Raw genomic sequence first — 23,324 nt, 5'->3', positions numbered from 1 at the left:
GATCAGTCGGCCACTGCCAGCAATTCGATTTCGAATACCAACGGGGTGTAGGGTGCGATCAGGTCGCCCGCCCCGTCGGCGCCGTAAGCCTGCGCCGAAGGGATCACCAACCGCCATTTGGCTCCCGCCTTCATTTTTGGCAGCGCCGCCTGCCAGCCTTCGATCACCGAGTCCAGACTGAACCACTGCGGTTGCTGGTTCTGGTCGAACACCGAGCCATCCGGCAGACGTCCTACATAGCGCACTTGCACCTTGCCGCCGGGCTTGGGCTGCGCGCCAGTGCCTGCCTGTAACTCACTGTAAAGAATTCCTTCAGGTAACTCATGGGTGCCGACTCGGCCGCGTTCATTGGCCATGAAGCGGATTTCAGCCGCTTGTGCCTTGCTGCCCTGGGCCTCGGTTTCATGCTGCTCGAGCAGGCTTTGCATCTGTGCTTGATCGAGCCGCAGCGGCTTGCCTTGGTAGGCCTGGCGCAGGCCTTCGACCAGGGCTTCCAGTTGCAGGTCAGGGACCTCCTGACGCAGCCGCTCACCGAGGCTCGCGCCCAGGCTGTAGGCCATATCCTGATCGGTATTGCTGGCCGGCGCGGCAACACTCAATGGTGCGAGCAGGCAGAAGCTGAGCAGAAGATAACGGGACACGATCGACTCCGGACGCGATGGCCAAGTAGCAACAGCCGAACAAGGGCCAACTACACTTGCTCGAGCTGCACCATAACAACTTTGCCCAGGCATGCAACGCGGCCCCAGCAATACTGTCAAGATGCCCTAGCGGCGGTAGCAGCAGAAGCATAGTATGAGCCGCAATCTCATCAGCCAGGAGGTAAACCATGTCGGCCAAGAAGAAGCCAGTAAGTACGCCGTTGCACCTGCTCCAGCAACTTTCCGGTAGCCTGCTCGAACATCTGGAAGATGCCTGCTCGCAAGCGCTGGCGGATGCAGAGAAACTGTTGGCAAAGTTGGAAAAACAACGCGGCAAGGCGCAGGAAAAACTGCACGGTTCGCGGCTGAAACTGCAAGACGCTGCCCAGGCTGGCAAAGCCAAGGCGCAAAACAAGGCGCACAAGGCTGCCAGCGAACTTGAAGAAGTGCTCGACTCGCTCAAAGAGCGTCAATCGCAGACCCGCATCTACATCCAGCAGCTAAAGCGCGATGCGCAGCAGAGCCTGAAAATCGCTCAAGGCGTAGGCAAGGTCCGTGAAGCAGCCGCCAAGGCCCTCGAGCAACGCACTGTTGCCGAACCTGCTGCCAGCAAGGCGCCAGCCAAGGCAGCCGGCAAGACCACTGCCAGCAAAGCTCCAGCCAAAGTCGCTGCGGTCAAACCCGCCGCCAAGCCAGCTGCTGCCAAAGCGCCTGTTAAAGCTGTTGCCAAACCGGCTGCCAGCAAGGCACCAGCCAAAGCCGCTGCAGCCAAGCCTGCCGTTGCCAAAGTAGCTGCCAAGCCCGCTGCCAGCAAAGCCGCAGCCAGGACTGCCGCTGCCAAACCTGCGGCTGCCAAAGCGCCAGCCAAACCTGCCGCTGCCAAACCCGTTGCTGCCAAGGCTGCAGCCAAACCTGCTGCAGCCAAACCTGCTGCTGCCAAGCCTGCAGCCAGCAAGGCGCCAGCTAAAGCCTCTGCAGCCAAACCCGCCGTTGCCAAAGCACCGGCCAAGGCCGCAGCAACCAAGCCAGCTGCCGCCAAGCCAACCGCTGCCAAAACAGACGACGCCAAAGCCAGCACCGCAGCAACCAGCACCAACTCGGCAGCACCAGCGGCAACGCCTGCTGTAGCGGCCAACACCCCAGCTCAGTCGCCGTCTTCGGCGTCCTGAAGGGCTGACGCTGCGGCGCGCAATTGATCCAGCGCGCCGTGGTCGCGGCACAGGTCCGGCGCCAGCCGGACCAGCCAATCGTCCGCGGTCTCGTCCGAGCCTGCGGGCCATTGCTGCGAGCACGCCTGCAAACGCTCGAGCAAGGTTCTTTCAGCCTGTAGTTCCAAGCCCTTCAAGTGTTCCCGCAACAGTGCCAGCGCGGCATCGTCCTGCGCTGCCATACGCCATTGCTGACGCAGCTTGCGCAGCGGTTGGACCACCTCGATTCGCCACGGCTCAGCTAACGCCAGCAGGGCGCACACGCGCTCATCGCTGACGCGTGCCCGGCGCGCTTGCAGCCAGCTTGCGCAGAGCAACAGGCACACGTCGGCGCCGTCCTCCTGCAGTTGCAGGCAAGCCGCTTCAACCCCGGGCCGGGCGTACAGGGCCAGGGCGTAGTTCCACAGGTCGGTGTGCATGGTTCCACTCGCGCTAGCGGCCGAGGAAGCTGGTAGACTCCGCGACCATCATGATCAGACTAACCAACCTCACTTTACAGCGTGGTCCGCAGCGCCTGCTAGATAGCGCCGAGATGACGCTGCACGCCGGTCATAAAGCCGGCCTCATCGGTGCCAACGGCGCCGGCAAATCCAGCCTGTTCGCCTTGCTGCGCGGCGAGCTCACGCCCGACGGCGGCGACTGCCAGCTGCCCGGCGACTGGCGCATCGCACACATGCGTCAGGAGGTCGATACCCTCGAGCGCGTGGCAGTCGACTATGTGCTCGATGGCGACCTGCGCCTGCGTCAGGTCCAGGCCGAGCTGGCAGTGGCCGAGCAAGCCCACGACGGCACTGCGCTGGCCCGCTTGCACAGCGAGCTGGAGGGCGCCGACGGTTATACCGCTGACGCCCGTGCGCGCAAGTTGCTGGCCGGCCTTGGCTTCAGCAACGAGCAGATGGACCGCCGCGTCGGTGACTTCTCCGGTGGCTGGCGGATGCGCCTGAACCTGGCGCAGGCCCTGATGTGCCCGTCCGACCTGCTGCTGCTCGACGAGCCGACCAACCACTTGGACCTGGACGCCATCCTCTGGCTGGAAGACTGGCTCAAGGGCTACCCGGGCACGCTGCTGCTGATCTCCCACGACCGCGACTTCCTCGATTCGGTGGTCGACCACGTGCTCCACGTCGAGCAGCGCAAGCTGACCCTGTACAAGGGTGGCTACAGCGCCTTCGAACGCACCCGCGCCGAACGTCTGGCCCAGCAGCAACAGGCCTACGAGAAGCAGCAGGCGCAGCGCGCGCACATGGAAAAGTACATCGCCCGCTTCAAGGCGCAAGCGACCAAGGCCCGTCAGGCGCAGAGCCGGATCAAGGCCCTGGAACGTATGGAAGAGTTGTCGGCAGCGCACGTCGACTCGCCGTTCGACTTCGTCTTCCGCGAATCGCAAAAAATCTCCAGCCCATTGCTCGACCTTTCCGAAGGCCGTCTGGGTTACGGCGACACCGCCGTGCTGGAGAAGGTCAAGCTGCAGCTCACGCCGGGTGCGCGGATCGGCCTGCTCGGGCCCAACGGCGCCGGCAAGTCGACCCTGATCAAGAACCTTGCCGGCGAACTGCAGCCGCTGGGCGGGCGCCTGGTGCGCGGTGAGAACCTTTCGGTTGGCTACTTCGCCCAGCATCAGCTGGACTCGCTGGACGACAAAGCCAGCCCGCTGCTGCACCTGCAGCGGATTGCCCCGACCGAGCGCGAGCAAACCCTGCGCGACTTCCTCGGCGGCTTCGACTTCCACGGCCCGCGTGCCGAGGAGCCGGTGGTGAACTTCTCCGGTGGGGAAAAAGCCCGGCTGGCCCTGGCCTTGATCGCCTGGGAACGGCCCAACCTGCTGCTGCTCGACGAACCGACCAACCACCTCGACCTGGAAATGCGCCTGGCGCTGACCATGGCTTTGCAGGAGTTCAGCGGGGCAGTGGTGGTGGTCTCTCACGATCGTCACCTGCTCAAGAGCACTACCGACGACTTCCTGCTGGTTGCTGACGGCAAGGTCGATACCTTCGACGGTGACCTCGATGACTACAGCCGCTGGCTGATTGACTACCGCCAGCGCAACGCGCCGGTCAGCAGCACCCCGGTCAACCCGGACAAGACCGACAAGAAGGCCCAGCGTCAGGCCGCCGCTGCCCTGCGCCAGCAATTGGCGCCGCACAAGCGCGCTGCCGACAAGCTCGAAGCCGAGCTGGGCCAGGTGCACAGTCAGCTGGCCGAGATCGACACGGCCCTGGCCGACAGCGGCCTGTACGAGCAATCGCGCAAGGACGCTCTGCGTGACCTGCTGGGCCGTCAGAGTAAACTCAAGCAGCGCGAAGCCGAGCTTGAAGAGGCCTGGATGGAGGCACTTGAGCTGCTCGAAAGCATGCAGGCCGAACTTGAGGCATTGTCCTGATGGAAGACCTGCACGGCCTGCTGCCGGGGCAATGGATGGACTCGCTGTGGCTGGGCGCGCAGATTCTGTTGATCCTCACCGCGGCGTTCATCCTGCAGCGCTTTGTCGGCCGTTGCCTGAGCCGGCTGGGCGAACGCTATCCACTGCCACCAGAATTGCTAGTACCGGTACGTGGCGGCCTGCGCTGGCTGATCATGGGCAGTGCTCTGCTGTTTGTGCTGGAGCGTCTTGGCGTCTCGGCCACCGTGCTCTGGACCGCGCTGTCAGGCTTTGTCGCCGTAGCAGCGGTGGCGTTCTTCGCCATGTGGAGCGTGTTGTCCAACCTGCTCTGCGCCGTGCTGATCTTTACTGTCGGGCCGTTTCGTATCGGTGACGTCGTCGAGCTGGTGGAAACCCTCGACAAGCCGGGCGTGAAGGGCCGGGTAATTGCGATCAACCTGCTGTTCACCACCCTGATGGAAATGCCCGATGCCGGCGGCGCGCTGGTGCAGGTGCCGAATAGCCAGTTCTTCCAGAAGTGCGTACGGCGCTGGCGTGGCACCGAGGTGCCGGGTGTAGCCAAGGATGTCGCTGTCCAGGCTGACTGATGTTAGCCGCACCTGCTGCAATCACACAAAAAACCGCTGGTGATTTCGCCGCCAACCTCTTAGCTTAATGTTTTGCAACATATCCGCTATGAGGTGCTACATGTCGATGGAAACGTGGTTGGCGTTCTTTGCCGCGTGCTGGGTGATCAGCCTGTCGCCGGGGGCGGGGGCGATTGCCTCGATGTCCAGCGGCCTGCAGTACGGTTTCTGGCGCGGTTACTGGAACGCCCTGGGCCTGCAACTCGGTCTGCTGCTGCAGATCGCGATCATTGCAGCCGGCGTCGGCGCCATCCTCGCCGCCTCGTCTACCGCGTTTCAGGTGATCAAGTGGTTCGGCGTGTTCTACCTCGTGTACCTCGCCTACAAGCAATGGCGCGCGCTGCCTATGGACATGAGCGCCGAGTCGCCGATACGGCCGATCGGCAAGCCGCTGAGCCTGGTGTTCCGTGGTTTTCTGGTCAATGTCAGCAACCCCAAGGCGCTGGTGTTCATGCTCGCCGTGCTGCCGCAGTTCATCGACCCGCATCAGGCGCTGCTGCCGCAGTACCTGACGATTGCCGCGACCATGGTCTGCGTCGACCTGCTGGTGATGGCCGGTTACACCGGGCTGGCCTCGCGGGTGCTGCGGCTGCTGCGCACGCCTAAACAGCAGAAGCGCCTGAACCGTACCTTTGCCGGGTTGTTCGTCGGCGCCGCGGCGTTCCTCGCCACCCTGCGCCGGGCGCCGCTGTGACGCTTGTCGGATAAAAAGTGCAAATTGCTTCGACCTTGAGTGGCCTGGCTGGTGTCTATCTTTGAGCAAGGTGGCTGCGGCCACCTCATCTCTCACTCAACCAGCGCCGGGCCGGCGTCGTCGACGGCCAGCTTGGCGAGGAGGCACCCATGGAAGCACCGACTCATCAGTTTGCCGAACTGTTCATGCAACTGGGGCTGGACCACGATGCGCAGAGTATCGACCAGTTCATCACCTCGCACTCGCCGCTGAAAAACGAAATCAAGCTGGTCGATGCCCCGTTCTGGAGCGACTCGCAGCGCGCATTCCTCAAAGAAGCGGTGCTTGAGGACGCCGACTGGGCAATCCCCTTTGATCAACTCAACGAAGCCCTGCGTCGCCCCCGCAAATAAAGCGCCGAGCGGCACCTGATGGGTGAAGTGGCGTTGCTATGCTGAGGTAAAACAACAAGGGGATAGCGTGATGAAAGATCCCTATGCAGCCGGTTTCTGGTGCATCTTGGTAATCCTCGGCACCCTGACCACCGGCTACTTCTACGGTATCTGGCACACCCATCAGCTGAACCAGGCCGTGCAGTTTCTGTACGCCGCTGCTGCGGTCACCGCGGCAGCGGCGCTCTGCGGGCTGGCCTGGATCGCCTGGCAGCACTTGCAGCTGAACAGGCGCGAACTCAGCCAGGGCCATACCCTGGTCACCATCTGGAACACCAAAGTTGCCCTGCGCCGGGTCGAAACCGTGTTCGACCGCTATTTCTGGGGCAGTTACTGGCACTCCGGGCGCACCTTCGAAGAGGTCATGGGCGAGCTCAAGGGCACGCCGCTAGAGCAAAGCCTGGATGCGCTGAAGTGCCAATGCCGCGAGCTCGACCGCGAAATCCACGACCCTCATCAGCACTGGCTGGCATTTGCCCGCGACCTTTCCAGCGTGGCCACGGCCATGGCCCGTGAGCGCTACCAGCTGGATCTGGGCGACGGGCCGGTGGCCGGCAAGGGCGGCACGGCAGTGCTCAACCGTGATCTGGAAGTGCTGGTGTACACCTGGTCAGCGCGCCTGCGCAGCTTCGACCATCAGCTGGACGAGCTGGAAAGCGCCTATCACTGAAGCAACCTTCACTCGCCGCGAATGTACTGTTGCAGCTGGCTGATCAGGTTGGCCTGCTCGCTAATGGTTTCCTTGACCAGGTCGCCGATCGACAACAAGCCGAGTAGCTTGCCCTCACTGACCACCGGCAGGTGGCGCAGATGGCGGTCGGTCATCAACTGCATGCACTCATCGAGCTTGGTCTTGGGTTCAACCGTGATCACCGCTGCGGTCATGATCTCGGCCACTGTAGTGAACGGCGAAGAGCGGCCCTTGAGCATCAGCTTGCGCGCATAATCACGTTCGCTGACGATGCCCACCACGCGCTCGTCTTCAACCACCGGCAAGGCGCCGATGTTTTTTTCCGCGAGCAGCTTCAGCGCCGCCAGCACCGACTCGGTTGGGCCGATGGTGTAGACGGTCTGGTGTTGTGCCTTGCTCTTGAGGATTTCGTCGACGGTTTTCATGCAGGCCTCGGTGCGCGAATGGGGATGCTCAGGTAAATAAAGCATCCGCCAAGGCGCCTTGCACGGCAACGCGGAAAACGGCATGGACTCGATTGAAAAACGTCATGGCTGCAAGCGGGCGTACGGCGTGCGCCCATTTGCGCTTCAGCAGCCGTTGCCCTGTGAGACTTCGCGACTGGCTTCTTCCAATGCGGCGGCCACCGCAGCTGCATCATCAGCGGTATACACACGCCCGCCAGTATTGCCGGCAGCGCAGTTGGAGCCGGTGCTGGCACTGATGTTGACGATGTTGATCCGCAGCCGTGGCTGGTTCTGGGCGATCTGCTCGGAGACTTTGCAGATGCTGGTGCCACAGCTGTCGCGGCCGTCGACGAACATCACGATGACGCCATCGCGCTCACGCCCGTCCATGCTGGCCGCTGCCGCCTCCAGGCTGATCCCAAGGCCAGTGCCACCGCGTGCATTGAGCCCGGCGATACGCTCGATCAGGTCGCTGCGCTGATCGCGGGCGAACACGCCGTGGTCGATCGGCGAGTTGCAGCCGTTGAAGGTCACCAGACGCATCGCCACCTTGGGGTCGAGGTCTTCGATGACCGCGCCCAAGGCCGTCTTGGCCACGCTCAGGCGAGTCGTCGGTGGGGCCTTGCCCGACGGCAGAAACTGCTCGACCACCGGGATCTTCGCCAGCAGGCTGATGTACCACGGGTCGTCTGCGCGCTTGACGCGGATGCGCTCGTTCATCGAGCCGGAGGTGTCCAGCACCACGGCGAACTCCGAAGCCTGAAAGCCAGCGCCTGGGGTGCACATGGCGCTGTGATCGGCCTGCCAGCGCGCCCACAGCATTGGCCAGTTCAACCACAGCGCATAGAGCAACGCCAGCAGCAGGCCGAACAGCAGCCATGGCCACAGCCGCAGGCGCCGCGCAGGTACGGCCCTGGGCGGTGGTGCAGGCCTGGGCTGCGGGGCCGGCCTGGCTGCGGGCGGCGCCGGCTTGGGTGCTGGTGCAGGCGGTGGCGGCGGCGGTGGCGCGGCCACCGGCACGGTCTGCCCCCAGCGGATCACCAACGGCTCGCCGTTGATGCTGTAGAGGTTGCCCAGATCAGGCGGCGCGATCAGGCTGCGCAGGGCGCCTGCTGCCTGGGTCTGACCACGCTGCTGCAGCTCGTTGGCCAACTGACCGACTGCGGCCTGGCGCTCTTCATAGCGTTGTAGCAGCGCTGCCTGCTGGTCGCGGCCCAGCTCGGCATACACATGCGGCTGGCCTTCCAGCGGCGACCACCACTCCAGCACACCGTCACGCCCCTGGCGGGGAATGGCATATAGATGAGCAATGGCCGGCGGGAAGTGCTGGCGGATCAACGCTACCCGCTGCTCGAGTGCAGCGGCGGCGTCCTGGCTGGCGTGGCTGTCGCGAATTACCCGTTGCATCGCTCGTCCTAGTTGCAGTTGTTGCTGCTGGAAACTTCCTGGCTCGCCTGTTTCAGCGCGGCCGCCACTTGCACGGCGTTATCGCCGCTGTAGACCCGGCCGCCGGTGCTGTCGGCAATGCAGTTGGCCAGGCTGTTGTTGCTGATATTGACCAGATTGACCCGCAGCCGCGGCTGCTCCTGGGCGATGCGCTGAGCGACTGCACAGACATCCTCGCCGCAGCCATCGGCGCCGTCGACGAACATCACGATCACGCCATCGCGGTCGCGGCCGTTCATGCTTTTTGCGGCAAGGTCGAGGCTGGCGCTCAAGGCGGTGCCGTCATTCGGCACCAGACCCTCGATGCCGCTGATCAGCGCCGGGCGCTGGGCCGGGGTGAACAGGCCATGGTCGAGCGGCGCTCGGCAGCCGTCGAAGGTGATGAAGCGCGTGTCGATGGCCGGATGCAGATCATCGACCATCTGCTTGAGGCTCTGCTTGGCGACATCGATGCGTACCGGCGCGCGGGTGACCTCGGCGACTCGGGCCTGGTCGATGGCGGGGTCGGCGATGTTCTGGAAGAACCACTGCTCGTCCTCTGCCGTCGCGGCAACGCTGAGCAGCATCGAGCCGGAAGTGTCCAGCACCACCGAGAACTCCGGAGGCAGCGCCTGGTCGTCTTTCATGCAAGCAAATTTGGCCGGCTCGCGCTGTTCATACCAGCGTTGCAGGTACGGCCAGCCAAACCACAAGGCCAGGGCCAGCAGCAACAGGCCAAGCAGGGGCAGCAGGAACCACGGCAACCAGATCCAGCGGCGCGGGCGCGGTACGGGCACTGGCGCTGCCGCCCCCGTTGCTGGCTTGACCGGCGCCGGCTGCGCCCAGCGCACCAGCAACGGGTCGCCGTTGACGCTGTACAGGTGCTCAAGGTTGGCCGGGCCGATCAGCGCGCGCAGCCCGCTCGCCTCCTGCTCCTGGCCGCGTTCCTTCAGCTCGCCGACCAACTGGCGCAGGGCGTCCTGGCGCTGCTCATAGACGCGCAGCAAAGTGATCTGCTGCTCGCTGGTAAGGTCGTGATAGCGCTGCGGCTGGCCTTCCAGCGGCGACCACCATTCACGCACACCGTCCTGGCCGGTGCGCGGGGTGGCGTACAGATTAGCGATGCTGGCCGGGAAGTGCCTGACGATGATCGCCATGGCCTGTTCCAACACCCGCGGATCGTCCTGCGCGGGTCGGGTATCGCGGGTGACCCGCTGCATGTGGATATCCTGAAAAAGGATCGGCAGCCGCAGCTGCCGAAGGGCTTACTCGTAACCCAGGCTCAGCTGCAAACGGCTGACCTGTTGCTGCAGGGCCTTGAGCTCCTGCTTGCGCGCTTCGACCTGCGCGCTGCTGGCGTTCTGCATTGGCGCTGCCTGGCGGTTCTTCAGCTGTTGCTCGAGGCTAGCGATCTGCTGCTGCACTTCCTGCTTGTTGCCATGGCGGCTCTTGAGCGTGGCCAGCAGCCCGTTCAGGGATTTCTCCAGGTTGGCCTGCTGGCGTTGCTGGCCGGCCAGGTCCTGGCGGGTCGAGCTCTGCAGGGCGCTGAGCTCGCTGAACACCTGATTGAACTGGCGGTTCTGCTCCTGCGCGGTGACCAACTGCTGCTCGCTGTTGCGCACGCCTTCGGCATAGCCGCCGCCGTAGTCGCAATTGAGCTTGCTGACCAGGCTGGCGCTATTGTCGGTAGCGTTGCACTGCGAGGCAGTGGTGGCGCAACCGCCGAGGCTGGCGAGCAGGGCAAGGCCCAGGCAATGACGAAGTGACATGGGCTGTTCCTTAACCGAGGGTAATCGCGGAGCGCTGGTTGTAGAGGCCGTCGACCTCCTGCTGCAGGGCGACGACTTTGTTGTTCATCTTGGCGATCTCGGCCTCGACCTTTTGCACTTCGGCCGGGCTGGCACCACCGTCACGCTCGAGTTTGGCGACCTTCTCGAACTCGGTGACGCGGCTTTTCATGTTGCCCAGGTCTTTGCGCATCAGGCCGATGTTGGTATCGACATTGGCGATCTCCTGCTGCGCCTTGGCCTTGTCGACAGTCTTGGCCTTGATGCTCTTCTGGATGTCGGCAATCTGCTGTTTGTCGTCGGCAATCACCCGCTGCAGGGTGTTGCTGCGCTCGACCACCTTGGCGTTTTCTTTCTGCACTTCGCCGGTCATCGCGTTCAACCGCTGGGTAGTGTCGGCGTACTGCGTGCGGCGCTGGTCGAGGTAGTAGTTGGCGCCCATGGCCACACCGCAGGCGGCAACCCCGGCGATCACCGCGCAGGCAGCCTTGTTGCCCGAGTTGGACAGTACGCAGGCGAGCACGCCGGCACCGGCGGCCACGGCGCAGGCCTGGTATCCCGAAGTGCTGAAGAACTTGGCGTCGGCGCCCGAGGTCAGGCGCGGGTCGGCCTTGCCGCCGCCGCTGTCACCAAGCATCGAGCTGCCGGTACTGGCGCAGCCGGTCAGGACCAGGCAGGCGGCCATCATCAGGCTCATCCAGGAGCTGCTACGAGCGGTTTTTCTGTGCATCACGATTACGCTTCCTTGTGGTGTCAGTGGGCGACGGCTTTGCAGCTGTTCAGCCAGGCGTTGGTATCAATTTTCTGCGACTTGAGGAACGACACCTGGTTGGCCCAATGGGCGCGCAGGTACGGCGTCAGTTCCTTGAGATTGTTGTTGGCCGTAAGCACCCCTTCGAGCACTGGCACCTGCGCTTCGAGCAGGCTCTTGCCATACAGCGAGCCGGATTCGACCAGCGAGCTTGCGTAGTAACGGCTGAGCTTGTGCAGGCGCGCGCTTTGCTCGTCGAGCTTGCTCTTGCGCATGCCGCAGGTCGGGTCTTCTTCGCCGGCCTTGCAGTTGGCGGCGTAGTTTTTCTGCAGAAAGTCCAGGTACTGGCCGTCGTCGAGCATCTTGGTGCAAAGGAACGCACCCAGGTTGAGGCTGGCGCGAATCGCTTGGTCGCGGGCTTCCTGTTGCTGCTGGTTGCTCGCGCGCAGCTGGTTTTCGACGGTTTTCAACTGACCCTTGAGGGCCTCGTCCTGCACGCTCGAGGCCAGCGCTTCGAGGGCCTTGACCGTGCCTTTTTCCTTGCTGTCGGCGGCCGGCTGGTCGTTACCCAGGCTGCTCCAGCTCTTCTCGATGGCCTTGACCCGTTCGCGTGAGGTCAGGGTCGGCGATACCAGCGCCAGGCGCATGCCGTTGGTTTTTTTGGTCACCGCGCCTTCGGCGTTGTAGTAGGGCTCTTCCTGACGCAGGGCAGTGCGCAGCTCGGCTTCGCTGGTCAGGTAGTTGCCGCCACGCACTACGTAGCCGCCGGCCTGGCCGTGCTGGCGGTCGAGTTTGTTCAGGCGGAACGGTTCGAACATCATCTCGCTGGCGTTGCCGAGCATGTCATGCAGGCCCAGCGGATTGGGCTTGAGCAGGCCGCTCAACTGCAGCTGGCCGTTGGCCGATTGCGCACCGGCAAACCATTCATGGGCGTTCAGGCCATCGGCCATTGGGTAACGAATGTCGCGGAATTCGGCGGTGCTGACCTGCAATCCGCCGCGTGCGGCAAACTCCCACTCGACTTCGGTCGGCAGGCGCACGAAGCCCTGCGCGCCGTCTTCGCGGGGCAGCTTGTCAGCAGCATTGGCGCGCAACCAGCGGTTGTACTTGTCGGCGGCCTGCAAGGCGTCCAGCCAGCTGATCGAGACCACCGGCAGGCGCTGTTTGTTGGACGGCGTCGGGCAGGTTTCGTCGGTCAGGGCGCGGTATTGCAGCTGGCTCATCTCGTACTTGGCCAGCAGGTAATAGCGCGACTTGTCGCCCTTGGCGCTGGTGAAGCTGCCGGCGATAAAGGCTGGCCGGGTCTGCTCGACATAGCCGTACTCGGCGCTGTCGGCGCCGATATTGATCGGGTAGTCGTCGAGCGGCCCGGCCACCGGGATCAGTACCTTGCGAAACACCATTGCGCCGTCACAGGGCATCGGTAGCACGACATCGTCGGCATCGGCCATGGGATTGTAGAATTTCTCGTCCCAGCTCGCTGCCGCGGCGTCCAGGGCGAAGCCAAGCGCGAGGGGCGCCAGGGCCAGGCGAGCAAAGGTTTTACAGTTCACGCAGACTCTCCGCAGGTTGGATCCGTATCGCCCGCACGGCGCCGATCAAGGCAACCAGGCCAGCGACCAGCAAGGCCAGCAGCAGGGCCACCAGGCCATGCCAGACAGTGATATGGCAAATAAAGGCACCGGTCGCCTGGCTGCTGCCGAGCAACTGGTCGAACAGCAGGCTGCCCAGGTAATAACAGGCCAGCCCGCCGACAAACCCGGTCAGGCTCAGCAGCAGCGCTTGCAGCACCACGTAGACGGCCACCGCGCTGCTGGTGAAGCCGAGCAGGCGCAGCACCGCCAGGTCGCGGCGTTTGCGGTCGATGTTGGCCAGAAACGCCCCCACCAACGAGGCAATGCAGCCGATCAGGGCAGCGCCGGCGATGACTCCGAAGATCAGCCCCAGCACATGGTTGATGGCTTTGACGCTGTCGATTTCAGCCAGCCGGCTGCTGGTCTCGATGCGCTGTTGATTGAGCCACTGCTCCAGCGGCGCGACGCTGTCAATATCGCGCGCATAGACCCGCGCACGGGCATAGCCGACTCCGACCGCCTCCAGCGACTGGCCGCTGCCGGCGCCCAACGCAGGCACCAGGTAGCCGTCGCGGTAATGCTCAAGATCCAGCAGCAGCTCAGGGCTGACGAACGCCGCGGGGCGGGCAAAGCGCACAGCGGCAACAATCGCTTGCACGCGCAGGGTACGTTCGCCGCGTTCATTGACTTCGTTGAGGCGGCGGCTGACGCGCAGGCGCACGCTGTCGCCGACCTTGGCTTCGAGGCGCTGTGCCGCGCGCTCGCTGAGGATCAGTTGATCGGCTTGCAGTGCGCTGAATTCGCTGGCCAGCAGCGGGTCGTTGGCCGCGGTCGGGATCACTTCGACGTTGTCGACAAAGCGCCCACGCTCGCCAAGCAGGTCGGCCTGGGTATTCAGCGAGCGGGTCTGGCCAATCGCAAAGCCAACCTCGGGCCGTTGTTGCAGGTGTTGCAGCCAGGCCTGGTCGTAATGGCCGCTGCTGAGCATCTTCACTTCGAGGTTGCGCGGGTCGCTGAGCAGCTCCTGCTGCAATTGGCTAACTACCCCATGCTTGAGGCCGAACAGCAACAGCAATGGCGCGATCACCGCCACCAGCGACGCGGCCATGCACAGCGACACGTTGCGGTCATGCCAGAGGTCGGCCAGCGACAGCCTGACCAGCAGCGCCAGGCGCTTATACCAAGGGTTCAAAACGGGTCTCCCCCTGGCCATTGATCGCGCCCAGACGCGGCAGGCCAAAGCGCTCGACCAGCGCCCAGTCATGCGACACCAGCAAGGCGCTCAGGCCCAGTTCGGCGACCAGCTCCAGCAGCAGCTCGAACAGCCGCTGCGCGTTGTGTGGGTCAAGCGCGGCGGTTGGCTCGTCGGCCAGCAGCACCCGCGGTTCGTGGGCGATGGCGCGCACGCAGGCGACCCGCTGGCGCTCACCGATCGACAATGCTTGCGGCAGCTTGTCGAGCAATGGCGTCAGGCTCAATGCTGCGACGGCTTTGTCGACCGCATGGCTGTGCGCGTCCAGACCGAGCAGACGGCGCGGCAAGAGGATGTTGTCGCGCACGCTGAGAAACGGCAGCAAGCCGCCGCTCTGCAGGACGAAACCCAGCTCGCGTGAGCGCAGTGCAGCCAAGGCCGCATGCTGCTCGCCGGCCAGTAGCCGGGCAACGTCGTGCTGCTCGCTGCCGAGCAGGTAACAGTCCAGTCGCTCAGGCTTGAGCAGCAGGCCGATGGCTTCGAGCAGCGTGCTCTTGCCGCAGCCGCTCTCGCCGGTTACCGCCCACACCTCGCCCGCGCGCAACTGCAGCGCATCCAGGCGCACGGCGTGTGACTGTGGTCCCTGGCCGCGGACCACACGCAATCCCTTGATCTCGAGCATAAGTGGTCAGGGCATCATTTCCAGAGGAACCGGGTAGACGTTGTCGCGGCTGTCGGCGCCCGGGGCCAGCGCCACCCAGCGGTCAACATCGGCGTTGTAACGCTGGTAGTGGCGCAGCTTGGTGCTCAGGTTGCGGATGAATTTCTCCTGGGCCAGGCCGTCCCAGCCTTTCCAGGTTTCTTCATCGAGGTTGAGCACTTCGCTCTGGTACGGCAGGCCATCGAGGTATTCGCCGAGCACACCGAGGTCGGCCACGCGGGCGTCTTGCTTGAGCTGGTTAGGGTCGGCGCCCATGGTTGCGGCCACGGCGCGCAGGCGGGTGAACATCTCGCTGGGCGAGATCATGCCTTCGTTGGCGGCGTCGAGGATCTGCTTGAGCACGTCGCTGAGGTCGCTCAGCTGCGCCTTGGTCAGCAGCACCCGTACATCGGTGGTGGGTACGTTCTGCTTGATCGGGTCACGGTCGCTGATCCACGCCTCGAACACCGGCGGCGCCTGGGTGCCGCTGGCCTTGCCCAGGTACGCCAGCTGCATCGCGTGGCCAATCAGCGCGGCGTCTTCGAGCATCTTCTGCTCGGCCGGGCTGGCCTTGGCATTGGTGGCGCTGCCAACGGCGTCTTCGCCCATGTACGCCGAACGGACCTGCTGGGTGATGGCGCCGGCGAGGCTGTCAACCTTGCGGCCGAACTCGTCGACATCACCGGCATTGACCGGGTAGTACAGCGAGGTGTTGGTGCCTGGGTAGGTCGACAGAGCGCGGTACTGCGCTTCGGCGCTGCCGTGGTTCTTGGCCCCGCTTGGGGTCTTCAGGTGCAAGGTGTACAGAGCAACGCCAGGGTTGCTGGCTTCGATCTTGACCTGCTCGGCGCCAAGGCCGGTGCTGGACAGTTTGTCGCCGCCATCCAGCGCGCCGGCATCGGTGATCAGCACCACGTAGCGCGCACCAAACTGGCTCCAGTCGACCTTGTCGACCGCATGCATGACCCCGGCGTAGGCGTCTTCATCGAAGACCTTGCTGGAGACCTTGGCCTGCTTCAGATCCGCCACCTTGCTGAGGAAGTCGGCACCGTCCTTGACCGTGTTCGGGTCGGCGTACATCTTGCTGACGTACTCCAGGCCCGGCACTGCCTGGGTGCTGGAACGGTAGGCGATCAGGCCGAACTTGACCTGCTGGCCGAGGTTTTCCTTCTCGATCTGGGCGTAGACACGCTTGATCGCTTCGCGGGTGCGGTCGATGTACGGGTCCATCGAAATGGTCGAGTCGATGACGAATACCACCGCCGCGCTGAACGCTTTCATCTGGGTGTTGGCGGCAGCCTGGCTGGCAGCACTGCCGGCCGCAGGTGCCGAGGTGCTGGCCGCGTCGGCCTTGCTCACCGAGGCGACGTTGAGGATGCGCGTGCGAAAGCCTTCTTCAGTCATCACTTCTTCGCCGCTCAGGACCGGCAGCAGGTAGAAGTTTTTCTGCAGGTCGACGAAGTACTCCGGCTCCTGGGCCAATACCCCGGGCGCTTCCTTGCCGTTCTTGAGCTGGGCGCGCAGTGGCGCGACCTTGCTGACCGGGTCGGGCGCATCGAGGATGCCTTCGAGCTGGCTGCGGTCTTTGAAGAACATCAGCCGGTCGCGGTTGGCCGGGTTGGTGAAGGCCAGGGTCAGCTGCATTTTCCATTCGACAGTGCAGTCACCCGGCAGCCAGCCGATGCTCTTGCCCTGGGTATCCGGGCCGACGCGCAGCCACTGGCGGTTGTCCACCGCCGCGCGCTCGTACACATAAAAGCGGCTGAAGGTCGGCTGGGCGCTGCCCGGCGCAGCGCCTGCAGCGTCGCTGAGCTTGCAGCCGGGGGTGGTCAGCACGCGCTGGAACAGGGTCTTCTTGCCCTCTTGCAACAGCGGCTTGTCGGCCGCGTGCAGGGCTGGGCTCAGGCTCAAGGCCAGCAGGGCGGCGCCAAGGCTGCGCAGGCTCATGGCTTGAGCTCCTCGAAGCGTTGCTTGGCTTCGGCGTTGTTCTCATCGAAACCGAGAATGGTCTCGTACCAGTAGGCTGCGGTGGCGTTGTCTGGCGCCTTGAAGCATTCGCTGGGCTGGTGGTACTTGGGGTCGTACTCGCGGGCATAGGCACTGGCGATTTCGATGTCGCCGCCCTGGGCGCGGTTGGCGTACAGCCGCTGGGCAACGCCGCAGTGGTTGCTGGCCTTGGCCTGGTTGATCACTTCCAGCAGCGCGGCCGAGCCTGGGGCGTTCTGGATGCAGGCCTGGACGAACGGGATCTCGCCTTCGCTCTGCATGCTTTCCAGGGTGCAGGGCAGGGCGGCAGTGGGCGTAGGGGGGGCTGGCTGTTCGGTTTTGGGCTCGGGCTTCGGTGCTTCGACCGGTGCGGTTGGTTGTTTGTTGAACCACCACCAGGCGCCGCCTGCGGCGAGCAGCAACAGAACCACCAGCAGCGGCAGCAGCCAGCGGTTGCCGGTCTTGGCCGGAGCAGGGGAGATCGGCTTGCTGGTATTGATTACCGGCTCTGGGGTCGGCTCCGGTTCAACGGCTGTGGCTACAGGTTCTTCAGGCACGCTGACTGGCGCTGGCGCGACCGGCTCAGGTGCGGGCGGAACCGGCAGCGGGGGCGGCGTCTGCTGTGGTGCACCTGAAGTCGATGGCAGCACCTCATTGTTGATGCGCAGCATGCCCATATCGCTCTGGCCTTGCTGCGGATCGCTCAGCTCGACGCGGAAGTTGGCGGTGCCGCTGGCTTCCAGCAAGGGGTCGATCAGCTCAGGACCAATGCGCGTATCCAGGCCCGGCGCGCCGTCCACCGGCTGCAAGGCATCGAGCTTGAAGCCATGGGCGACGTTGCCCCAGCGTGCGCCGGGGTGGAGGAACTCGTGGGTCTGGCTGCTCTGCAGGGACAGCTCCAGGCCGTCACTTGCGCCCTCCCAGCCGGTGATCCGCAGCACGGCATGGCCCGGCGTGTTCACGGTCAGTGGCAGCACATCAACTCTGATACCCATTACAGTCAGCTCGCTTCAAAGGTGTTCAGCAACACCGCCAACTGGCGGCGTTGCTCGGTGGTAATTTCTGGGTCGGCGCCGTTCTTGGCGTTTTCCTGGGTCAGCCAGGCCAGGCCCGACAGCCAGTCGACGTGAAAGCCCTGCTCCTGGTGCGACGGCTGCGCCGGCAGCTCCGGCAGTTCGCCGAGGGCGACGTTCTGGTAGAAACTGAACACCGGATGGCGGTCGCCAAGCAGGCTGCTCGGGCGCTGGCCGAGCGGCTGCGCGAGCAGGCCGAACCAGGACAGGAAGTCACGCATCAACAGCTGCACGTTCATCACCTGGCGCTGTACCAGCTGGTCGCGCCGGGCACCGCCGATGATGCGGCGGGTCACGGCCTGGTCGAGCTGTGCGAGGAAGGCCGGGCGGCGCACGGCGCTGATCAGCTCTTCGGTCAAGGCATCGGCCAGTTCGCGGCTGATGCGCATGCTGTTCAGGCGCAAGGTCTGCGTGCCCAGCTCGCGCATGTGGCAGATCCACGCTTTAAGTGCGGCGCGGGCAAAGCGTTGTTCCGAATTCAAGCGCTGGGCCAGCGGTTTGGCTGGGGCTGCGGGCGCAGATGGCGCGGCTGCCGGGCTGGCGAACAGGCTGCCGAAGTTGATCGCGGGGGCTTTGTTGGCCGGCGCTTTGGCGGCGCCCTCCGGCTCTGGTTCGGCGTCGCCATCGATGCCGTTGATGTCATACACACCGCCCAGGTACAGCTCGCGCAGCTCTTCGTCCGGCAGTTGCAGGGCGTTGATCAGTTCGCAGATCGCATCCGGGTCGGCGCCGAGGTTTTCCACCAAGTATTGGGTCTTTTCGCGCTTCTTGTTCAGCAGCTGCTCGAAGTCCTCTTCGCGCCATGCATGCAGGCCATGTTCGAGCAGATCGGCGCGGCACTTACGCAGCTGTTCGTCGATGCGCGTCAGCTTGAAGTCGATGTCGCTGATGCCTTGGAAGCTGGCGCTGAAGCGGCTGATGCCCCCGTCGTTGAGGGCGAGCATGGCTTGCCAGGCATCGGCCGGATCTTTGATATGGCGCTGCACCGAGGGGCTTTGCACAAAGCACTGCTGCAGCTGCTGCAGGCGCAACTCGTGGCGCTCGTTGAAGTGAGTTTCTTCGCCGCTGCCGCTGTCGCGCTCGATGAACGCGGTGTCGAGGCGCGGCTTGCGCACCAGGTAGGTGTTGTTGAACGGCCTGTCGGCCCACTCTTTCATCCATTCCTGAGCGCCGAAGCGCTCGATCATGGTCAGCTTCATCATGTTCTCGCAACCTTCAGGCAGCTGCCCTTCGCTGAGGCCGAGGGTGTTGCCGATGAAACCGTCGAGCATGGTCAGCGCCCAGATCAGGCCCGGGGTGCGCTGGCCGCGTTCTTTTGGCGTGGCGCCCTGGGTCTTGTGGATCCAGCGGGTCAGCACCGGGCCGACGCTGACCACTTCACTCTGCTTGAACGAGCTGGTGCACAGCACCAGGCCGTTCATCTGCTGGGCGTCGGTGTAGCGCTCGAACAGGTAGGCGACCTTGCCGCGCAGGATCAGGCTGGAGGCCGGGTTGACCTCTTCGACCGCGTCCGGGCTGGCAGCGTCTTCCAGGCGCAGCAGCTTTTGCCGGGTCCGATAGCCAGGGAAGTCGAGCAAATCGACCGCTTCGACCACCGGGTCCTTGGGGCTGTTGATCAGGCGGAAGGTCATCTCGGCTGTCAGCGCGGCGAGCTGGGCGACCGTCAGGCCGACACTGCTCTGGACCTTGTCGCCGTGCAGTGGCAGCACGCTCACCGGCAAATCGCGGCTGGTGCCGAGACGGCCAAGAATATCCACGTTCATGATGCTGTTGGTCGGCGTGTAGCTGCCGTTGTCGTCCTTTACCAACACGCTCAAAGGCGCATAGACGGTGTCGGGGAAGCCCAGCTTGTGCAGGCCGCCGACCAGCAGTTCATACACTTCGGTGAGCGCTGGCTGCTCGCCCCACAGCACCGAAAACAGCTTGGCGCGCTGGCGATAGCTCAGGTGCGGCGCGAGCTTGATTGCTCGTGGCCAGTAATGGTCATCGAGCTTGCGTACCGATTTTTCGTAGTTGCCCTTGAGGTAGTCCCACAAGGCGACCACGTCGTCACCGTTGACGCCGGGATGCAGTTGCTCCTGCTCGCGGCCTTCGAAGCCTTTGAGCAGCGCTTGCAGGCTATCGTCGGTGAAGCTGTAGTCGAGCTTCTCCTGATCGAAATCCTCGAACCAGGCGTTGGCGAGAATCTTCGCCACTTCAACTTCGCTGAACAGCTTCAGCTCGACCGGGTAGTTGGCATCCGGGCTGGGCTTGGCCAGGCGGCTGAAGCGGGTAACCAGGCCAGTGGCTTCCTTGCCCAACCCGGTCGGGTTGATGTGCTCGATGAAGTCCAGGGTCTTGCCACCAAAGTCGGTTTCAAGCCGGCCGCGCTGATCTGCCGCCAGGGCCGAGATCAGGTACGACTTGCCCGCCTGGGACAGGCCGAAGAAGCCGATCACCATTGGCGTCGACGCGGCCTTGCGCAGGTCCTTGGCGCGGTTGCGCGCCTGGCGCAGGCGCAGGCTCAGGCCATCGGCCTCGGCTTCCACGCTGGCGGCGTTGCCACGCACCTGGTCGATCCACGACAGGGCCTGGCCGGCGCCTTCATGGACAGCGCCCCAGGCGTTCATCAACTGTTGTTGCTTCGGCGTAAGGTCGCTCATTTTCCTTTGACGTTCCCGCTGTCGAGCCAATAGTCGCTGTCACTCAAGCTCATGGTTGGCATGGTATTGAGGGCAAGCTCCAGATCCCGGTCGTAATCGAAATCGGCATCCTGAATATTCGATTGCAGGTCGCAGATGATCAGCTTGTCGCTGATCAAACCCTGCTCCAGCAGTTGGTCCGACGGCTCCTCGACCTCCAGGCGCACGCGCAGTACCGGCGCTTCGCCGCCCTTGCCGAGTGCCTTGGAGAACGCGCTGCTGCCGCGCGGGGTGAAGCGCAAGGTGTACAGCGGCGAGGCCGACCAGCGCTCGGCCGACAACTGCCGATAGCCCAGGTGCATGTCGCCGCGCATTTCCAGCCACGGCGTGCCGCGCTGCTCGCCTTCGCCAACAATCGGCAGTTCGATCCGGCCTTTGGCCGACTGCAGGTTGTGGTAGAACACGTCGGCATGCTTGATGGTGCCGGCGGTGTCGATCTGGCCAAAGTGCTTGATGATCGAGTACGGCTTGAGCTCGACGGTGCGGAAATAGAAGTTCGGCACGCTGTGCTTGGAGCACAGCAGGCAGATCATCGCGCCTACCGAAGCGGTGCTCTTCGGATCATCGATCAGGCCGTTGCGGTGGAACGGGTACCAGCCGCCGGTGCGGTAGTTCTGCAGCGGCAGGATGCGCCCTGGCGGCAGCGGCAGGCGCTGGCGGATGAACGCCTGAATGCCCGGCAGGCGCGACGGTCGGCCGGTCAGCAGGAGCATGTCGCAAGGGTAGTGCGAGATCACTTCACACAGCTCGGCGAGGATCCGGGTGATGTTGATCTGGCCGCCGATGAAGGCGGCATGGACCTGCTCGAGGTCAAACGTGATCGGCGTCTGCAGCAGCTCCAGCGTGCCTTCGCGGCCGACTTCGCGGCGCACTGCGGCATTGACGAACTCGAGCACGCTGTCGTTGATCACGGCAGTGCCCAGCACCTCTTGCCAGGTCTGCTCGACGACGTCCTGCGGCTGCGCCGGGTCGTAGTTCTCGTACGCCTTGAGCAGGGCCAGACCCAGCGGCACGAAGATCTGCAGGTTGAGCTGCTGACGCAGGATGCGCTCTTGCGCCGAGGCATCACCGTTGCCGCACAGGCGCGACATCATCGCGTCCGGCGCACTCACGCCAGCGCCCTGCAGGGCCTTGCGGAACGACGGCAGGATGAACTCCTGGATCACGTCGAGGAGGATGTCGTCGCCAGCCACCTTGAAACCATCGCGGAAACGCTGGTTCGGCACGATGTGCGCGTTGGCCCCGGCGCCGCCGTTGTTGCCACGGTCGAGGCGGTAGTCGGTGATCACCAGGTCAGTGGTGCCGCCGCCGATATCGATGGTGGCCAGGGTGATCTGCTCGGCTTCCTGCTTGTCCGGGCGGGCGAGGGCGGCGAAGAATTCTTCCGGATGACCGGCGAAGTTCTCGTTGACCTCGTTGTACAGGTACACCAGCTGGCCGCAGCTGGCTTCATCCCAATCGACGCGGATGCTTGGCAGCGGCGTGCGCGGGACGATGCTCTTGTCCTTGAACGGGTTGCTCTCGCCGGCATGCCAGCCAAAGCTCTTCCAGACCAGGCCGACGGCTTCGTACATGCGGTTGCTGAGGATGCTGCGCTCGGCTTGAGGCATGCCTGGCGGCACGGTCAGGGTGATGCTGTTGAGGCGGCGCGGCACGCGCGCGTGGCCCTGGCGCGAACGTTGCGCCGGGCTGTTGATCTGGGCCAGCGCCTGGGTGACCACTTCGGCCAGCATGAAGGTCATCAGATTGCTGCGCGAATAGCGCGGGGTGAACACCGGCATGTCGTTCTTCGGCGGCAGGTACAGGGCCTGGCCGAGGTCGTTGATCAGGTGCGCGAACGGTGCGGCGGTGGCCAGCGGCTCCTTGTCGCTCTTGACGTAGGAGGTATTGAAGCGCCAGCCATGGCCGTAGGCCTTTTCATCCCACAGATAACGCTTGGGGCTGGACAGCCCGGTCGAGCCTTCGGTACCGCGGCGTCGGCTGGCCAGGCGTCCGGCTTCGCCACCGACTCGGGCGATGGTCGGCCACTGGAAGGCATTGTGGCGGCCGCTCTTGACCGAGAAATTATCCTTGCCGAAGTAGGCCTGGGTGAACTCGACGCGGCTCTCGAAGGCTTCGTTGTAGACCTTCTCCGGCTCGCTCAGGTCGCGCAGTTCGAGCACATAGTTGTGACGCATGCCGGAGCCTGCCTGGCCGTGGTCCTCGATGAGGATGCCGCAGGTGCGCGAGTTGCCCACATCGAGTACCAGGTCGACCGGGATTGGCTGTACCACACCCTGAATCTCGTTGGCGACAACCTTGATTTCCGGGATTTCGACCTTCGGCTTCTCGACGCTCTGCTCAGCCGGCACCGGCCGACGCAACAGGCTCAGCAGGTTGAGGTAGTGGGCCAGGTGACGGTTGCCCTGCAGATCACGTTCAAGGCGCTCGCGGGTCCACTCGGCGCGGGCTTCGCCATACAGCTCGGCAAGCCACTCGCGGATCCAGCCGTGGGTCAGGAACCAGCCGTATTCACGGGCGCTGCAGGCCAGCTTGAAATCGACCCCGGAACGCACGTCTTCTTCGTTCGGCGCCAAGTAATGGGCACCGGCCACGGCGGCCATGATGCGCGTATCGAAGGCCAGCGTCAGGCGATGGGTATTGCCGTCCAGGTCCGGCTCGGCCAGCTTTACCAGGCGCATCCGCGACCAGTTGTTGGGGCCTTCGTCAAACCGATGCGGGGCCATGAAGCGCAGGAACGGCAACGGCAGCCAGACGCCATCGAACAGCTTCAGGCTTTCTTCCATGGCGACGCGGAAGTGGTTGTCGTCGCTGCTGTCGAATTCGACCTGGACGACCTTGTCCGGCTCCGGCTCGTAGAAGTCCTTGTACTCGCGCGACCACAGCAGGCGCGTGGGCACCATGCCGTTGTTGAGCTGGACGAACTTGCCCGCTTGCTCGCCGTCCGGGCCGAGACGCAGGGCGAAATCCATGAATTGAATGCCGGTATCGCTGACCAGCGTGACCGTTTCTTCGAACTGGGTGATTTCGGGCAACAT

General features: G+C 64.2%; 20 protein-coding genes. 6 read left to right on the top strand and 14 right to left on the bottom strand.

What is annotated here, in order from left to right:
* Positions 1-2 precede the first annotated feature (2 nt).
* A complete protein-coding gene (locus FW789_RS19460) occupies positions 3-641 on the bottom strand; it encodes an FKBP-type peptidyl-prolyl cis-trans isomerase (protein ID WP_103435374.1) in 639 nt (212 codons plus the stop codon).
* Between the two features lie 188 nt (positions 642-829).
* Here FW789_RS19460 and FW789_RS19455 point away from each other — a divergent pair, with 188 nt between their 5' ends.
* Entirely contained in the window at positions 830-1,810 is a 981-nt protein-coding gene (locus FW789_RS19455; RefSeq protein ID WP_446431906.1) for an AlgP family protein, read from the top strand.
* Here the strand turns inward: FW789_RS19455 and FW789_RS19450 are convergent.
* Positions 1,786-2,268, bottom strand: coding sequence for a TIGR02444 family protein (locus FW789_RS19450; RefSeq protein ID WP_207072387.1), 483 nt, complete (start codon positions 2,266-2,268; stop codon positions 1,786-1,788). The two genes, FW789_RS19455 and FW789_RS19450, sit on opposite strands and share 25 nt — an antisense overlap.
* A 50-nt stretch (positions 2,269-2,318) precedes the next feature.
* On the opposite strand from FW789_RS19450, the gene FW789_RS19445 reads away from it, so the two are divergent.
* From FW789_RS19445 to FW789_RS19425, 5 genes are all read left to right on the top strand, one after another.
* Positions 2,319-4,229 carry an ATP-binding cassette domain-containing protein gene (locus FW789_RS19445; protein ID WP_101322621.1) on the top strand — a complete coding sequence of 637 codons (1,911 nt, stop codon included), beginning with the start codon at positions 2,319-2,321 and terminating at the stop codon, positions 4,227-4,229.
* A complete protein-coding gene (locus FW789_RS19440; RefSeq protein WP_103435371.1) occupies positions 4,229-4,816 on the top strand; it encodes a mechanosensitive ion channel family protein in 588 nt (195 codons plus the stop codon). The genes FW789_RS19445 and FW789_RS19440 overlap by 1 nt, the downstream gene beginning before the upstream one ends.
* 100 nt (positions 4,817-4,916) lie before the next feature.
* On the top strand, positions 4,917-5,549 hold the full coding sequence (locus tag FW789_RS19435; protein WP_103435370.1) for a LysE family transporter: 633 nt from the start codon (positions 4,917-4,919) through the stop codon (positions 5,547-5,549).
* A gap of 149 nt (positions 5,550-5,698) precedes the next feature.
* Positions 5,699-5,941, top strand: a complete 243-nt coding sequence (locus FW789_RS19430) for a DUF2789 domain-containing protein (protein WP_101322618.1) — start codon at positions 5,699-5,701, stop codon at positions 5,939-5,941.
* 70 nt (positions 5,942-6,011) lie between these two features.
* Positions 6,012-6,650 carry an NADH:ubiquinone oxidoreductase subunit N gene (locus FW789_RS19425; RefSeq protein ID WP_207072386.1) on the top strand — a complete coding sequence of 213 codons (639 nt, stop codon included), beginning with the start codon at positions 6,012-6,014 and terminating at the stop codon, positions 6,648-6,650.
* Positions 6,651-6,658: 8 nt separating this feature from the next.
* On the opposite strand, the gene FW789_RS19420 is transcribed toward FW789_RS19425, so the two are convergent.
* From FW789_RS19420 to FW789_RS19365, 12 genes are all read right to left on the bottom strand, one after another.
* Positions 6,659-7,096, bottom strand: coding sequence for a CBS domain-containing protein (locus tag FW789_RS19420; RefSeq protein ID WP_207072385.1), 438 nt, complete (start codon positions 7,094-7,096; stop codon positions 6,659-6,661).
* A gap of 144 nt (positions 7,097-7,240) precedes the next feature.
* Positions 7,241-8,524 carry a hypothetical protein gene (locus FW789_RS19415; protein WP_446431905.1) on the bottom strand — a complete coding sequence of 428 codons (1,284 nt, stop codon included), beginning with the start codon at positions 8,522-8,524 and terminating at the stop codon, positions 7,241-7,243.
* An 8-nt stretch (positions 8,525-8,532) separates the two neighbouring features.
* The gene (locus FW789_RS19410; protein ID WP_446431904.1) at positions 8,533-9,762 is read right to left on the bottom strand and encodes a vWA domain-containing protein; all 1,230 of its coding nucleotides are present in this window, start codon (positions 9,760-9,762) and stop codon (positions 8,533-8,535) included.
* A gap of 45 nt (positions 9,763-9,807) precedes the next feature.
* Complete coding sequence (locus FW789_RS19405; protein ID WP_101322613.1) at positions 9,808-10,311, bottom strand: hypothetical protein; 504 nt, start codon at positions 10,309-10,311, stop codon at positions 9,808-9,810.
* A 10-nt stretch (positions 10,312-10,321) separates the two neighbouring features.
* Positions 10,322-11,059 carry a hypothetical protein gene (locus tag FW789_RS19400; protein WP_186701422.1) on the bottom strand — a complete coding sequence of 246 codons (738 nt, stop codon included), beginning with the start codon at positions 11,057-11,059 and terminating at the stop codon, positions 10,322-10,324.
* 23 nt (positions 11,060-11,082) lie between these two features.
* A complete protein-coding gene (locus FW789_RS19395; protein WP_225913088.1) occupies positions 11,083-12,531 on the bottom strand; it encodes a formylglycine-generating enzyme family protein in 1,449 nt (482 codons plus the stop codon).
* A 91-nt stretch (positions 12,532-12,622) separates the two neighbouring features.
* On the bottom strand, positions 12,623-13,846 hold the full coding sequence (locus FW789_RS19390; RefSeq protein WP_411562421.1) for an ABC transporter permease: 1,224 nt from the start codon (positions 13,844-13,846) through the stop codon (positions 12,623-12,625).
* Positions 13,830-14,528: an ABC transporter ATP-binding protein gene (locus FW789_RS19385; protein WP_103435361.1), complete on the bottom strand. Its 699-nt coding sequence runs from the start codon at positions 14,526-14,528 to the stop codon at positions 13,830-13,832. Before FW789_RS19385 ends, FW789_RS19390 begins: the two co-directional genes overlap by 17 nt.
* 6 nt (positions 14,529-14,534) lie before the next feature.
* Positions 14,535-16,493, bottom strand: coding sequence for a vWA domain-containing protein (locus FW789_RS19380; RefSeq protein WP_103435360.1), 1,959 nt, complete (start codon positions 16,491-16,493; stop codon positions 14,535-14,537).
* On the bottom strand, positions 16,490-17,527 hold the full coding sequence (locus tag FW789_RS19375) for a hypothetical protein (protein WP_411562422.1): 1,038 nt from the start codon (positions 17,525-17,527) through the stop codon (positions 16,490-16,492). Before FW789_RS19375 ends, FW789_RS19380 begins: the two co-directional genes overlap by 4 nt.
* A gap of 5 nt (positions 17,528-17,532) precedes the next feature.
* Positions 17,533-20,247 (bottom strand): virulence factor SrfC family protein, encoded by a 2,715-nt coding sequence (locus tag FW789_RS19370; RefSeq protein WP_446431903.1) that lies wholly within the window; start codon positions 20,245-20,247, stop codon positions 17,533-17,535.
* Positions 20,244-23,324 carry a virulence factor SrfB gene (locus FW789_RS19365; RefSeq protein WP_446431902.1) on the bottom strand — a complete coding sequence of 1,027 codons (3,081 nt, stop codon included), beginning with the start codon at positions 23,322-23,324 and terminating at the stop codon, positions 20,244-20,246. The genes FW789_RS19370 and FW789_RS19365 overlap by 4 nt, the downstream gene beginning before the upstream one ends.

This window comes from Pseudomonas sp. 1121_17 (assembly GCF_052850745.1).
The sequence above is the reverse complement of the archived record's forward strand: the minus strand, read 5'-3'. Positions and strand labels throughout refer to the sequence as shown.